Annotated in this window: 14 protein-coding genes; 6 read left to right on the top strand and 8 right to left on the bottom strand. The window is 73.0% G+C overall.

The window, feature by feature from the left end; translation table 11 throughout:
• Window positions 1-44: 44 nt before the first annotated feature.
• The gene (locus VIG76_RS09415) at window positions 45-1061 is read left to right on the top strand and encodes a LacI family DNA-binding transcriptional regulator (RefSeq protein WP_331953470.1); all 1017 of its coding nucleotides are present in this window, start codon (window positions 45-47) and stop codon (window positions 1059-1061) included.
• Window positions 1062-1064: 3 nt separating this feature from the next.
• Here the strand turns inward: VIG76_RS09415 and VIG76_RS09410 are convergent, their stop codons facing one another.
• Window positions 1065-2381 (bottom strand): MFS transporter, encoded by a 1317-nt coding sequence (locus VIG76_RS09410; protein WP_331953468.1) that lies wholly within the window; start codon window positions 2379-2381, stop codon window positions 1065-1067.
• 86 nt (window positions 2382-2467) lie between these two features.
• On the opposite strand from VIG76_RS09410, the gene VIG76_RS09405 reads away from it, so the two are divergent.
• Window positions 2468-3334: a LysR family transcriptional regulator gene (locus tag VIG76_RS09405; RefSeq protein WP_331953466.1), complete on the top strand. Its 867-nt coding sequence runs from the start codon at window positions 2468-2470 to the stop codon at window positions 3332-3334.
• Between the two features lie 103 nt (window positions 3335-3437).
• Here the strand turns inward: VIG76_RS09405 and VIG76_RS09400 are convergent, their stop codons facing one another.
• Both VIG76_RS09400 and VIG76_RS09395 read right to left on the bottom strand, forming a co-directional pair.
• Window positions 3438-4253 carry a formate/nitrite transporter family protein gene (locus VIG76_RS09400; RefSeq protein ID WP_331953464.1) on the bottom strand — a complete coding sequence of 272 codons (816 nt, stop codon included), beginning with the start codon at window positions 4251-4253 and terminating at the stop codon, window positions 3438-3440.
• On the bottom strand, window positions 4250-5425 hold the full coding sequence (locus VIG76_RS09395) for a bifunctional 2-methylcitrate synthase/citrate synthase (protein ID WP_414640629.1): 1176 nt from the start codon (window positions 5423-5425) through the stop codon (window positions 4250-4252). Before VIG76_RS09395 ends, VIG76_RS09400 begins: the two co-directional genes overlap by 4 nt.
• 76 nt (window positions 5426-5501) lie before the next feature.
• Between VIG76_RS09395 and VIG76_RS09390 the strand changes: the two genes are divergently transcribed.
• Window positions 5502-5969 carry a hypothetical protein gene (locus VIG76_RS09390; protein ID WP_331953462.1) on the top strand — a complete coding sequence of 156 codons (468 nt, stop codon included), beginning with the start codon at window positions 5502-5504 and terminating at the stop codon, window positions 5967-5969.
• Here VIG76_RS09390 and VIG76_RS09385 read toward each other — a convergent pair.
• The 3 genes from VIG76_RS09385 to VIG76_RS09375 all read right to left on the bottom strand — a co-directional run bounded on the left by VIG76_RS09385 (window position 5959) and on the right by VIG76_RS09375 (window position 8038).
• Entirely contained in the window at window positions 5959-6681 is a 723-nt protein-coding gene (locus VIG76_RS09385; protein WP_331953460.1) for an SDR family oxidoreductase, read from the bottom strand. The two genes, VIG76_RS09390 and VIG76_RS09385, sit on opposite strands and share 11 nt — an antisense overlap.
• A gap of 24 nt (window positions 6682-6705) precedes the next feature.
• The gene (locus VIG76_RS09380; RefSeq protein ID WP_331953458.1) at window positions 6706-7104 is read right to left on the bottom strand and encodes a ChaB family protein; all 399 of its coding nucleotides are present in this window, start codon (window positions 7102-7104) and stop codon (window positions 6706-6708) included.
• Between the two features lie 82 nt (window positions 7105-7186).
• Window positions 7187-8038: an NAD-dependent epimerase/dehydratase family protein gene (locus tag VIG76_RS09375; protein WP_331953456.1), complete on the bottom strand. Its 852-nt coding sequence runs from the start codon at window positions 8036-8038 to the stop codon at window positions 7187-7189.
• A 56-nt stretch (window positions 8039-8094) separates the two neighbouring features.
• On the opposite strand from VIG76_RS09375, the gene VIG76_RS09370 reads away from it, so the two are divergent.
• Genes VIG76_RS09370 through VIG76_RS09360 form a run of 3 tightly spaced genes read left to right on the top strand, consistent with a single transcriptional unit; the run spans window position 8095 to window position 10350 of the window.
• Entirely contained in the window at window positions 8095-8793 is a 699-nt protein-coding gene (locus tag VIG76_RS09370) for an NAD(P)H-hydrate epimerase (protein ID WP_331953454.1), read from the top strand.
• Window positions 8794-8833: 40 nt separating this feature from the next.
• The gene (locus tag VIG76_RS09365) at window positions 8834-10171 is read left to right on the top strand and encodes an NAD(P)/FAD-dependent oxidoreductase (protein ID WP_331953452.1); all 1338 of its coding nucleotides are present in this window, start codon (window positions 8834-8836) and stop codon (window positions 10169-10171) included.
• On the top strand, window positions 10168-10350 hold the full coding sequence (locus tag VIG76_RS09360) for a hypothetical protein (protein ID WP_331953450.1): 183 nt from the start codon (window positions 10168-10170) through the stop codon (window positions 10348-10350). Before VIG76_RS09365 ends, VIG76_RS09360 begins: the two co-directional genes overlap by 4 nt.
• Window positions 10351-10354: 4 nt before the next feature.
• On the opposite strand, the gene VIG76_RS09355 is transcribed toward VIG76_RS09360, so the two are convergent.
• Window positions 10355-10717: an RNA-binding S4 domain-containing protein gene (locus tag VIG76_RS09355; protein WP_331953448.1), complete on the bottom strand. Its 363-nt coding sequence runs from the start codon at window positions 10715-10717 to the stop codon at window positions 10355-10357.
• Between the two features lie 124 nt (window positions 10718-10841).
• Window positions 10842-12695 (bottom strand): S9 family peptidase, encoded by a 1854-nt coding sequence (locus VIG76_RS09350; RefSeq protein WP_331953446.1) that lies wholly within the window; start codon window positions 12693-12695, stop codon window positions 10842-10844.
• Window positions 12696-12701: the final 6 nt, after the last annotated feature.

Below are 12701 nucleotides of genomic sequence, written 5' to 3'. Positions count from 1 at the left end.
CAGCGTGTTCTACGATTCGAGGACCGACCGCTGAAGGAGGCCGCATGCGCCGGCAGCCCACGGTGACGGACGTCGCCTCGGCGGCCGGCGTCTCGCGCCAGACGGTCTCCAACGTGCTGAACACGCCGCACATCGTGCGTGCCGAGACGCGGGAGCGCGTCGAGGAGGCGATCGCCCGGCTGCACTACCGGCCGCACGCGTCAGCCCGCCGGCTGCGCACCCGCCTCAGCGAGACGATCGGGGTGCGCCTCGACCCCGTCACGGACGGGATCTCCGGCTCCCTGCTCGACCGGTTCCTGCACGCGCTCGCGGAGCGTACGGCGAAGGCCGGCTTCCGGGTGCTGCTCTACACGGCGGACGACGAGGCGGCGGAGATCGAGCAGTTCGGCCGGCTGATCGACGGCGCCGACGTCGACGCCTTCGTGCTCACCTCGACGCACCACGGCGACACGCGGATCGACTGGCTGATCGAGCACGAGGTGCCGTTCGTCACCTTCGGCCGCCCGTGGGGCGTCGCGGACATGACGGATCCGGAGCACCTCTGGGTCGATGTCGACGGGCGCCACGGCCTGACGCTCGCGACCGAGCACGTGCTCGCCGGCGGTGCCCACCGCGTGGCGTTCCTCGGCTGGCCCGCCGGCTCGGGTACCGGCGACGACCGCCGTGCGGGCTGGCGCGCCACGATGACGGCGCGCACCGACCTCACCGAGGCGGAGCTCGCCGCCCTCGACCTCACCGTCGACGAGGATCCGACCGACAGCTCGGTCGCCACGCGGCTCGTCGCTGCCCTCGATCCGACCCCCGACGCCGTCGTCTGCGCGAGCGACTCGCTCGCCCTCGCGGCACGGCTGGCGCTCGGCGACCGCGTGCCGATCGTCGGGTACGACGACACCCCCGTGGCGCGGGCGCTCGGCCTCTGCAGCGTCGCGCAGCAGCTCGACGAGGTGGCCGAGGGCGTGCTCGACCTGCTCATCGGCGCGCACCGCGGCAAGGCGGGTGGCACCGACGGCGTCGACGACCCGCAGCACCGGCTGGTGAAGCCGCGCCTCGTCGTGCGCTGACGCTCAGCGCTGCTGGATCGCGACCGGGTGCAGCGGCGTCCGCCACTGCATCTTCAGCGTGAGGGCGCCCTGGCGGGCGATCAGCACCGCGATCGCGACGGCCGCGAGCGCCGGCACCGCGCCGGAGAGGAACATCGCGTCGCGCGGGCCGATCGCATCCACGATCCAGCCCATGACGGGGCCGCCGATGCCCTGCCCGCCGAGCAGCACGAGGATCCACACGGCCATCACGCGGCCGCGCACGCGGGTGCTGCTCGTGGTCTGGATGAGCGGGTTGGCCGCCATGAAGAAGTACTGGTTGGCGATGCCGATGCCGACGAGCGCGACGCCGAAGGCGACCTCCGAGGGCATCAGCGCCGCGATGGCCTGGACGACGGCCCAGACGCCGCCGCAGACGATCACGGTGCGGAGGCGGATGACCGTGCGCCGGGTGGTGAGGAGCGCGCCGACGAGCGCGCCGCCGGCGACCAGCGAGTTGAACAGGCCGTAGCCGGCCGCGCCCTGGTCGAACACGTTCTTCGCGTAGGAGGCGAGCAGCACCGGCATGGTGATCGTGAAGACCGCGAGGAAGCCGACGAGCACGATCGGCCAGCGGATCGCGGGCCGGGCGGCGGCGTACTGCACGCCCTCCTTCAGCTGGCCTCTGCTCCGCGGCGCCGGGGTGATCGGGGTGAGCGCGCTGACGTCGAGGCGGGTGAGCATGAAGACCGTCACGGCGCAGGCGAGCGCGTTGACCGCGAAGGCGAAGCCGCCGCCGATCGCCGCGATCAGCGCGCCGCTCACCGCGGGGCCGATCAGCCCGCCGAGCTGGAAGACGCCGGAGTTGATCGTGATGGCGTTGCGCAGGTGCGTGGGGCCGACGAGCTCGTTCACGAAGACCTGCCGGGCCGGGTTGTCCACGACGGTGGCGAGCCCGACTCCGAGCGCGGTCGCCCAGACCGCCCAGACGGTCGCGGTGCCCGTGAGGGCGAGGATCGCGATCACCGCGGAGAGGAGGCCGACGGTGCTCTGCGAGATCATGAGCAGCTTGCGCTTCGAGTAGCGGTCGACGATCACGCCGCCGTAGAGGCCGAAGACGAGCATCGGGCCGAACTGCATCGCCACCGTCACGCCGACGTCCGCGACGCTGCCCGTCAGCTGCAGCACGAGCCAGTCCTGCGCGACCCGCTGCATCCAGGTCGCGGTCATCGCGAGGATGTTCGCGCCCGCGAAGAGGCGGAAGTTGCGGACCGACAGCGACGAGAAGCTGTCCCGCCAGGTGCGTGCTGGTGGTGCCGAGGAGGCGGATGTGGAGACGGTGGGGTGGATCGTTGCGCTCATGCCTCGATCAATGGTACGCAGAGCGCGCCATTACCGAACACAATGCAGACAATAAATGACATCCGTGTTTCGAATGAGAGGGACCCGTGTACGACCCGGTGCTGCTCCGTACCTTCCTCGGCGTCGTCGACGCGGGCAGCTTCACCGGCGCGGGCCAGCGACTCGGGCTCAGCCAGCCGACGGTCAGCCAGCAGATCAAGAAGCTCGAGACGGCGGTCGGCCGCGCCCTCGTGCTGCGGGACACGCGGGAGGTGCGGCTCACCGACGCCGGCGACGCGCTGGCCGGGTTCGCCCGCTCGATCCTCGCCGCGCACGCCGCCGCCGAGGCGTACTTCGCCGGGCCGGCCGCGCGCGGGCGGCTGCGGTTCGGCGCCGCTGACGACCTCGCCATCACGCAGCTGCCCCGCATCCTCCGGCACTTCCGGCAGCAGAACCCGCAGATCACCCTCGAGCTGACGGTCGGGCAGTCCGGGCCGCTCGTGCGGCGCCTCGCCGCCGGGCAGCTCGACCTCGTCTTCGTGAAGGAGCCCGCCGAGGCGCTGGGGGAGGGCTCGCTCGTGCTCCGCGACCGTTTCGTCTGGGTGGGCCAGGAGACGACCGCGGTGGAGGAGGACCAGCCGGTGCCGCTCGTCATGTACCGGGCGCCGAGCCTCAGCCGGGCGATGGCGATCGAGGCGCTGGAGCGGCAGGGCCGCAAGTGGCGGATCGTCTGCACCGTCCGCGACGTCGGCGCGCTGCTCGCCGCGGTCCGGGCCGGGCTCGGTGTGTCCGTCTTCCCGCACTCGCTGATCCCGGGCGACCTGAGCAAGGTGACGAACCGGTTCTCCCTGCCCGACCTCGCGGAGGTCGACTTCCGGCTGCTCGCGAACCCGGCGGCGCCGCGCGAGCCCATCGCCGCGCTGTCCGCCGCGATCCAGGCGCAGACCTTCGGCCCGGCGGAGCCGTCGCGCTAGCCTCCCCCCGAATCCGGGCCGCTTCCGACGATCCGGGCGTGAGAAGACGCCCGGATCGACGGAGGGCGCCCGGATCTCGTGGTGGTGCGGCGGGGCGCCGCGGTCAGTCGCTCGCGGCCTCGCGGCGGCGGTTCTGGACGAGCTCCTTCGTGCGGACGAGGCGGAGCGCGGTGACGAGCAGCACGCCGCCGAGCACGTTGAAGAGCAGCGTCGGGCCGAACCAGGCGAGCCACTGCGCGTACGTGACGCCGGCGCCCTCGTCGATCGCGCCGAAGATCAGCAGCGAGTCCAGGATCGAGTGGAACAGCGAGAAGCCGGCGAGGAGGAAGCCGCCGGCGACCGAGGCCACGATCTTGGCGACGTCGGACTCGGTACCCGCCTGCATCCGGGTCATCAGCGTGATCGTGCTGCCGGCGAGCACCGCCAGCACGACCGTCTGCGCCGAGAACCCGGCGTCGGTGAAGTGGCGACCCGCCTCGAGGACCGTGTCACGCCACTGCGGGAAGGCGATCACGACCAGCCACATGACCACCCAGCCGCCGACGAGGTTGGCGATCAGGGTGCCGACCCAGAGCCGCAGCAGCTGGGCGATCGTGCCCTCGTGCGCGGCGACAGCGGCGACCGGCATGAGGAAGTTCTCGGTGAAGAGCTCGCTGTGGGCGAGCATCAGCGCGATGAACCCGATGCTGAACCCGATGCCGGCGAGCAGGTGGCTGCCGGTCTCGTGCAGGACGCCGAGGTAGGCCATCACCCCGGTGCCCACCTCGAGGCCGCCGAAGAGCCCCGTGATGATCACGTCCCGCAGGCGGCGGTTCACCCGCTGCGCGCCGGCGCTGACGGTGGCGTCGAAGCCTTCGGCGACCTCGTCCTCGATCGGCGCGTCGGAGCTGCCGAGCTCGCGCCGGCGGTCGTCGCTCACGAGGCCGCGCTGAGGCCGATCGGCGCCGCGTCGACGTGGCGCTCGTCCGGTCCGACGTACTCGGAGAGCGGGCGGATGAGGGCGTTCGACTCGAGCTGCTCCATCACGTGCGCCGTCCAGCCGACGACCCGCGCCGCGACGAAGAGCGGCGTGAAGGTCCAGGTGTCGAAGCCGAGCAGGGCGTAGGCGGGGCCGCTCGGGTAGTCGAGGTTCGGGCGGATGTTCTTCCGCTCGAGCATCGCCGCCTCGAGGCGCTCGTAGAGCTCGGCGACGCCGTGGGCCTCGTGCTTGGCGACGAGCCAGTCGAGGGCCGCCTTCATCGTCGGGACGCGGGAGTCGCCGTGCTTGTAGACGCGGTGGCCGAAGCCCATGATCTTGCGCTTCTGCGCAAGGGCGTCGTCGAGCCACTCGTCGACGGCGTCGGGGCTCCCGATCTCGTCGAAGATGCGCATGACGGCCTCGTTCGCGCCGCCGTGCAGCGGCCCCTTCAGCGCGCCGACCGCGGCCGTGACCGCCGAGTAGAGGTCGGCGAGCGTCGACGTGACGACCCGGGCGGTGAAGGTGGACGCGTTGAACGAGTGCTCCGCGTACAGCACCATCGAGATCCGGAACACGTCGGCGTCGACGTCGTCCGGCTCCTCGCCGAAGGTCATCCAGAGGAAGTTCCGTGCGTAGTCGAGGTCGTCCCGCGGCGGGACGAGATCCTCGCCGTGCCGGCGCCGCTGGTCGTAGGCGACGACCGCGGGCAACATCGCGAACAGCCGCACCGACTTGGCGAGGTTCGACTCGCGGCTCGAGTCCTCCGCATCCGGGTCCAGGGCGCCGATCACGCTGACCGCGGTGCGGACCACGTCCATCGGATGCGCGCTCGTCGGCAGCCCGTCGATCACCGTCTTCAGCTCCGCCGGCAGCGCCCGCTGGGTGCGCTCGTCCGCCTCGAAGGCGGTCAGCTCGTCGTCGGTCGGCAGCTCGCCGTGCCAGAGCAGCCAGGCGACCTGCTCCACGGAGCACGAGGCGGCGAGCTCCTGGACGGGGTAGCCGCGGTAGAGCAGCGAGTTCGTCTCGGGGTTGACCTTCGAGATCGCGGTCGTGTCGACGACGACGCCCGCGAGCCCCTTCTTGATGTCGGCCATGCCGCTCCCGTTCATCCGTGGGTCGATCGGCCGGATCATGCCCGTGCCGCCTCCACGGATCGTAGGGCCGGGCGCCTGCCTGCACCCTCGGATGCGCCCGGTACGGTCTGGCACCGTGACCATGTTCGAGGGCGCGGGAGCGCGCCGCCTGCGCGCCCGCCGGCTGCGGCGCCTCGTGATCGTCCTCGGCGTGCTCGCGGTCGCGCTCGTGATCGTCGCGCTGCTGCCGCAGGATCGGCGCAGCGGATCGCTCGCCGTGCCGACCTCCGCGCGGAGCGGCGACGGCAAGGCGACCGGCGTGGTGCAGGGGGTGCTGCACGGTGCGCGCAGCGGGAACCGTGCCTGCTTCACGGTCGAGGCCCTGCAGGGGCACGTGATCCTGGTGCTCCCGCCCGGCTGGAGCGCCGACGCCGACCTCCGGCTCCTCGACGCCTACGGGCAGACCCGCGTGAAGGCGGGCGTCTCCACCTCGTTCCTCGGCACGCCGGGCGCCTTCGGCGCCGTGCCCGGCTGCGCGGCGCCCGGTCGGCTCTGGTACACGACCGACGTGCGCCGCCCGTTGAGCAGCAGCGCTAGCTCCTGACGCCCCATCCGCCGTCGGAGTCGATCGTCTGGCCGGTGATCCACCGGGCCGCGTCGGACACGAGGAAGGCGACGAGGTCGGCCGCGTCGGCGGGCGTGCCCCAGCGCGATCGCAGCGGCATGGCGGCGGCGACCTCGGCGCGGGTCGCGTCGTCGGGCCAGCCGGTGTCGTTCGGGCCCGGGTTCACGCAGTTCACCGTCGCGCCGGAGGAGGCGAGCGCGGCGGCGAGCGTGGCCGTGACGCCTTGGATCGCGGCCTTCGAGACCACGTAGGGGAGCTCGTCCGGCATCGGCCGCTGGTGCACGCCGGTCGTGAAGAGGACCACGCTGCGGACGCCTGCCGCAGTGGCGGCCTGCACGAGCAGCACGGTGGCGCGGGCGTTCACGGCGAACGAGGCGTCGAGCTCCGCCGCGGTGACGGTTGCGAGGTCCTGGTCGCTCGACCGCGCGTGCACGGCGACGAGCGCGTCGATGCCGCCGGCGCGAGCCACGTGCGCCGATACGAGCCGGGCGGGGGCCTCGGGGTCGGCCAGGTCGGCCGCGAGCCACGGCATCGCCGGAGCGGCTGCGGAGTCCTCGCCCCACGGCTGCTCGCGGTCGTGGCCGGGCCAGCCGGAGGCGGTGACGTCCCAGCCGTCCGCGGCGAGGCGGTGCGCCACCGTCCACGCGATGCCCGCCCGCCTGCTGACCCCGGTGACGAGAGCGCTCGGCATGGGCTCGAGTATGGCGGGAGAGCGCTACTCGCGGGCCTTGCGGGTCTCCTTCGCATTCGCCTTCTGGATGGCGTCCACCAGCTCGTCCTTGTTCATCGTCGACCGGCCCGAGATGTCGAGCTGCTCGGCGACGTCCTCGAGGTGCGCCTTCGACGCGTTCGCGTCGACGCCGCCCTTCGTCTCGTGGCGGCCGGGGCCGCCCTGCTCCGCGCCCTCGTCCGACGGACCCGTGTGCTCCTTCGGCTCCCAGTGGTCGCCGACCTTCTCGTAGCCGTGCTTCAACGACGCGTAGGCCGTGCGGTGCGCGCGCTCGCCGTCACCGTAGGTCTCCTCCGCCGACTCGAGCGTCTCGCTGTAGATGTCCTGCGCGTGCTGGTCCGACCGCTCGATGGTCGACGGCAGATCCTTCTCGTCCTTGGGCATGGTGCTCCCTCCGTCGAAGCGGACGGTAGCGGCAGCCGGATCACGGGATCTGGAAGCCGCTCGAGAGGATGCTGGGACCGGCTCAGCCCTGCACCTCGGTGCGCCAGGAGTGCGTGGGCTCCCAGCCGAGCAGCCGGCGGGCGGTGTCGATCGAGAGCAGCGTCTCGGTGCCCTGGACGTCCTTCTTCAGCGGCACGTTCGGGAACACCTCGGCGGCGAGCTCGGCGCTCGGCCGCTCCATCACCGTGTCGGCGTTCGCGATGATCATCCGCTCGAACCCGGGGCCGCGGACCTCGAGGGCCTTCAGCACCGCATCCGCGGCGTCGCGGGCGTCGATGTAGCCCCAGAGGTTCCACTTGCGCAGCATCGGGTCGTCCTGGAACGAGGGGAAGGCCGCGTAGTCGGCGGGCTCCATCACGTTCGAGAAGCGCATCGCGGTGATCGACAGCTCCGGGTCCCAGCGGCAGAGCTGGATCTCCAGCTGCTCCTCGAGGTGCTTGCCGAGCGAGTAGGTGCTCTCGGGGCGGGCGTCGTAGGCCTCGTCGACGGGGATGTAGGGGGGATCGATGTCGAACGGCAGGCCGAGCACCGTCTCGCTCGAAGCGGCGACGATCTTCTTGATGCCCGCCCGGCGCGCGGCCTGCAGCACGTGGTAGGTCGACGGCACGTTGTTGTCGAAGGTCGCGACGTCGGGCACGATGCCGGGCGCCGGGATCGCGGCGAGGTGCACGATCGCGTCCACGCCGTCGTGGTTCTCCTCGATGCCGAGCACCGCGTCGAGCACCTGCCCGTAGTCGGTGAGGTCGACGGGGAAGTAGCCGGGCTCGCGGGCGGCCACCTTGTCGAACACGAACACGTCGTGGCCGTGCTCCTTCAGGTGGGCGACGACCGCGCGGCCGAGCTTCCCGTTGCCTCCGGTGACGATGATGCGCATCGCGACTCCTCCTCGTTCGCCCGGCGTGTGGAACGGGCGTCGAGGACGATGGTCGCATGACCCCACGTCACCTCTCCTCCGGGTACTCCGCGGCCCAGATCCGCGAGGCCGAGCGGCCGCTGCTCGAGGCCGGGGTGCCGCTGATGGCCCGCGCGGCCGCCGGGCTCGCGGACGTCGTCCGCGAGGTGCTGGCCGAGCGGCCGGAGGCGCAGGGCCGCCTGCTCGTGCTCGCCGGGAGCGGAAGCAACGGCGGCGACGCCCTCTTCGCTGCCGCGGAGCTGCTCGCCGACGGATGCAGCGCCGTCGTCGTGCGGCTCGGCAGCCGGATCCACGAGGCGGGTCTCGCCGCGGCGGTCGAGGCGGGCGCGACGGTGCTCGAGCACGCCGACCCGGCGGCGGTCGCCCGCATCGCTGCCGCCGTCGACGTCGTGCTCGACGGGGTGCTCGGGACCGGCGCGGCGGCGGATCCGGCGCTGCGGTCGCCCGCGAAGGAGGTCGTCGCGGCGCTGCTGCCGGTGGTCCGGGCAGACCGTCCCGCGGTCGTCGCGGTGGACCTCCCGAGCGGCGTCGGGGCGGACGACGGCGCGGCGCCCGGCCCCGTGCTGTCCGCGGATGTCACGGTCACGTTCGGGGCGGTGAAGGCCGGCCTGCTCCTGTCGCCGGGCCGCGAGCTCGCCGGGACCGTGCGGCTCGTGGACATCGGCCTCGGCCCGGCGCTCGCCCGCATCCGTCCGCTGGTGACCGCACCCCGCTGACCGCCAGCAACCGTCCAGGTGGCGGTGGGACGGTGCACGCATGCCACGTGCGCGATCCAAGATCCTGGTCCTCGGCGGCGGCTACGTCGGCCTCTACGTCACGTGGACCCTCGAGAAGCACACCGAGGTGGACCTCGACATCACCGTCGTCGAGCCCCGCGCCTACATGACGTACCAGCCGCTGCTGCCCGAGGTCGCCGGCGGCCACGTCGAACCGCGCAACGTGACCGTCGACCTGCGGCAGGCGTTCTCGCACGCGAAGGTCGTGCGCGGTTCCGTCACGGGCCTGGACTCACGCCGTCGCGTCGCCACCGTGCAGACGATCGACGGGCAGGAGCAGCGCCTCGAGTACGACCACGTCGTCATCGGGATGGGTGCGGTGAGCCGCGTCTTCCCGACGCCGGGCCTCGCCGAGCGCGGCATCGGCTTCAAGACCATCGAGGAGGCGGTCGGCACCCGCAACACGGTGCTCGAGAACGTCGCGCGCGCGGCCGCCGCCACCGACCCCGCAGAGCGGCAGAAGTACCTCACCTTCGTCTTCGTCGGCGGCGGCTACACGGGCGTCGAGGCGCTCTCGGAGCTGTCCGACCTCTCGAAGAAGGCCATCGCCGCGCAGCCGGCGCTCCGCGGCGAGGAGCCGCGCTGGGTGCTGATCGAGGCGCTCGACCGCGTCGCGCCCGAGGTCGGGCCCGAGCTGTCCACGTGGACGCTCGGCGAGCTGCGGAACCGCGGGATCGACGTGCGCCTCAAGACCACGCTGAAGTCGTGCGAGGACGACGTCGCGGTCCTCTCCGACGGCGAGTCGTTCCCGTTCGGGATGATCGTGTGGACCGCGGGTGTGAAGCCCAACCCGGCGCTCGACGCCATGGACCTGCCGCGCGGCCCGAAGGGCCACGTCGTCGCGAACTCGCGGCTGCAGGTCGTTCGCGAGGACGGCTCCTGGGTGCGTGGCGCCTGGGCGGCCGGCGACATCGCGCAGATCCCGGACACGACCAAGAAGCAGCAGCCGGCGTTCTACCCGCCGAACGCGCAGAACGCGCTCCGGCAGGCGGTGCTGCTCGGCGAGAGCATCCCGAAGGCCATCCGCCGCCGCCGGCCCCGCCCGTATGTGCACTACACGCTCGGCACCGTCGCGTCCTACGGGATCCTGAAGGGCGCCGCGAACATCCACGGCATCCAGCTGAAGGACACGTGGGCGTGGCTCGCGCACCGGGGCTACCACCTGCTCGCCATGCCGACGACGGACCGCAAGATCCGCATCCTCGCCGGCTGGGTGGCGGATGCGCTCGGGCGCATCGACCTCACGCCGACGGACGACCTCGAGGACCCGCGCCACGACTTCCGCGTCGAGGCGGAGAAGGCAGGAGCGCCACGATGAGCGACCTCAACGACGTGAACGACCTCGGCCACCCCTCGCAGGCCGAGGGCGAGGACCCGGCGGACGACCAGGAGCAGCAGATCGTGCTCGCGCCCGAGGGCCGGCCGTCCCAGGCGGAGGGCGGCGACCCCGAGCACCGCGACGAGCACGAGGTGCAGGACCCGGCCGAGCCCGACTGAGCGGTCAGTAGCCGCGCAGGCGGGTGATCGCGCGGCGGTCGCGCTTCGTGGGGCGACCGGCGGCCAGGTCGCGCAGCACCTGCGCGGGCGTCTCGACACGGGGCGGAGGCGGTGGCGTGCGGTCCTCGAACGCGGTCGCGGCGACCTCGGCACTGCCGCGCTTCTCGAGCAGGCCGGTGACGCCGAGGATCTTCTCGTGGGAGACCTGCGCCCGCACCTCATCGCCGATCCGCACGACGTGCGACGGCTTCACCTTCTCGCCGTTCACGGACACGTGACCGGCCTTGCAGGCGGATGTCGCCATGGAGCGGGTCCTGTAGACGCGGACGGCCCACAGCCACACGTCGACCCGCACCCGATCCGCCATCGCGAGGCAGTGTAGACGGCCTCCCGACAGGTGGCAGGGGCGGAGTTGCCACTGAAGGTGACTTCTTTGCGGGAGAAGTCGCCACGAGTGGCAACCCCCAGGGGGAGAGAGGGCGGGAGCGCCGTCAGACGAGGCCGAGGTGCGTGCTGAGGAAGCGGACCGTCGCGGTCAGCAGGCGCTTGCGGGAGTCGGCCCGGCGGTACTCGTGGCCCTCGCCCGTGAGCTCGAGGTAGTCGACCTCGCGGCCGGCGGCCCGCAGCGCGGCGACCACCTGGGTCGCCTCGTTCAGCGGCACGTTCGTGTCGAGCGCGCCGTGGGCGACCAGCACGGGCACGGCGATCTCGGCGGCGCGCGCCAGCGGCGAGATCGCCTCGAGCAGCGCCCGGTCGCGCACCGGATGGCCGTACTTCGTCACCGCGGCGGCGCCGATCCACGGCTCGGTGTCGCGGTAGAAGGTCGTGAGGTCGCTCATCCCGCAGACGTCGACGCCCGCGGCGAACCGGCCGGGGGAGAAGACGAGCGAGGCGAGGGTGAGGTAGCCGCCGTACGACCGGCCGCCCACCGCGATCCGGTCGGCCGCAGCGATGCCCGCCCGCACGAGATGGTCGGCGGCGGCGCGCACGTCGGCGATGGCGTCCCAGCGCCGCTCGAGGTCGTCGGCGTGCACGAACTCCCGCCCGAAGCCCGAGGAGCCGCGCACGTTCGGCGCGAGCACCGAGATCCCCGCCATGGCGAGCGCCTGGTGCTGCGCGTTGAAGGTCGGCCGCTCCTGCGCCTCGGGACCGCCGTGCAGCACGACGAACGCCGGCGCGTCGACGCCGGCATCCGCCGCCCGGTAGAGCCACCCGGTGAGCGGCAGGCCGTCCTCGCCCTCGAACCGCTCGAGCGTCGGCGTCACGAGGCCGAGCACCTCGCCGGGAGCGGCGGTCACCCGCCGCCAGCGGGCGGAGCGGATGTCGAGCTGCCACAGCTCCCTGGGGCGGGTGGGCCCCTCGACGCCGAGCACGACGCTCTGCCCGTCGCGGGACAGCACCGGCGTCGTGGCGACGAGCCCGGGCAGGCCGCCCACGGTCGTGCGCTCGTGGGTCGTCGTGTCGAACAGCTCGAGCTCGCTCGAGCCGGCGACGTTCCAGACGAGCAGCAGCAGCCGGCCGGCGTCGTCGGCGTCGACCGCCTCGAGCTCGGCGTCGTCGCGCTGGGCCAGCGTGCGCGGCTCGCCCCGGTGGCCGTTCGGCCCGAACGGCAGCCCGATGAGCTCCTTGCGGGGCAGGCCCACGTCGGAGGCGAGGTAGACGTAGAGCGGCCCGGTGTCGCCCTCGGGCGCCGGCCGGATGAGGGCGGTCTCCGTGGAGCCGGTGCCGGCGGGCAGCAGGGGCACCTGGTGGTCCTCGAGCCGGTCGACCACGACGCAGAACCGGCGGCCGCGCTCGCCGTCGGCCATGACGATGAACCGCTCCTCGAGCGACAGATCGAGCACGTGGATGAGGTCGCCGGCCGCGATCTCGTCGAGCCGGCCCGTCCGCGGATCCGCGAGGTACGACCGCGACGGCTGCCCCTCGCCGGGTGACGGGAGGGTGACGACGACGCGGTGCCCGCTGCGCGCCCACGGCCCGAGCTCGGCGTGCACCGCCCGGTCGCCCGCGATCCGCCGCGCCTCCGTGCCGTCGGGCCGCACGACCCACACCTGCGTGCGCACGCCGCCGTCGGTCGCCAGGACGCAGGCCAGCCAGCGGCCGTCGGCCGACCAGGACACCTGGAGCACCGGATCCGCCGACAGCGGGATCCGGCTCGCGGCGGGCGGCTCGCCCTCCCGCGCCACGTCCTGCACCCAGACCTCGGGCACGCCGGAGCGGTCGCTGATGAACGCGATCCGCATGCCGTCGCGCGTCATGCTCGGGCCCCAGCTGCCCCAGGCGTCGACGAGCGCGAGCCCGGTCGTGAGGGCGGCGTCGACGCGGGCGGCGGTGTCGGGGATCATCGCCCC

It is taken from the genome of Amnibacterium sp. (genome assembly GCF_036559085.1).
In the GTDB taxonomy this organism is placed as follows: Bacteria; Actinomycetota; Actinomycetes; order Actinomycetales; family Microbacteriaceae; genus Amnibacterium.
The sequence above is the reverse complement of the archived record's forward strand: the minus strand, read 5'-3'. Positions and strand labels throughout refer to the sequence as shown.

Coding starts and splice junctions, on each gene's coding strand:
- VIG76_RS09360 (WP_331953450.1), top strand. CDS start 10,168: ATGAGCGACCTCAACGACGTGAACGACCTCGGCCACCCCTCGCAGGCC.
- VIG76_RS09350 (WP_331953446.1), bottom strand. CDS start 12,695: ATGATCCCCGACACCGCCGCCCGCGTCGACGCCGCCCTCACGACCGGG.
- VIG76_RS09365 (WP_331953452.1), top strand. CDS start 8,834: ATGCCACGTGCGCGATCCAAGATCCTGGTCCTCGGCGGCGGCTACGTC.
- VIG76_RS09370 (WP_331953454.1), top strand. CDS start 8,095: ATGACCCCACGTCACCTCTCCTCCGGGTACTCCGCGGCCCAGATCCGC.
- VIG76_RS09355 (WP_331953448.1), bottom strand. CDS start 10,717: ATGGCGGATCGGGTGCGGGTCGACGTGTGGCTGTGGGCCGTCCGCGTC.
- VIG76_RS09395 (WP_414640629.1), bottom strand. CDS start 5,425: ATGATCCGGCCGATCGACCCACGGATGAACGGGAGCGGCATGGCCGAC.
- VIG76_RS09385 (WP_331953460.1), bottom strand. CDS start 6,681: ATGCCGAGCGCTCTCGTCACCGGGGTCAGCAGGCGGGCGGGCATCGCG.
- VIG76_RS09375 (WP_331953456.1), bottom strand. CDS start 8,038: ATGCGCATCATCGTCACCGGAGGCAACGGGAAGCTCGGCCGCGCGGTC.
- VIG76_RS09410 (WP_331953468.1), bottom strand. CDS start 2,381: ATGAGCGCAACGATCCACCCCACCGTCTCCACATCCGCCTCCTCGGCA.
- VIG76_RS09415 (WP_331953470.1), top strand. CDS start 45: ATGCGCCGGCAGCCCACGGTGACGGACGTCGCCTCGGCGGCCGGCGTC.
- VIG76_RS09380 (WP_331953458.1), bottom strand. CDS start 7,104: ATGCCCAAGGACGAGAAGGATCTGCCGTCGACCATCGAGCGGTCGGAC.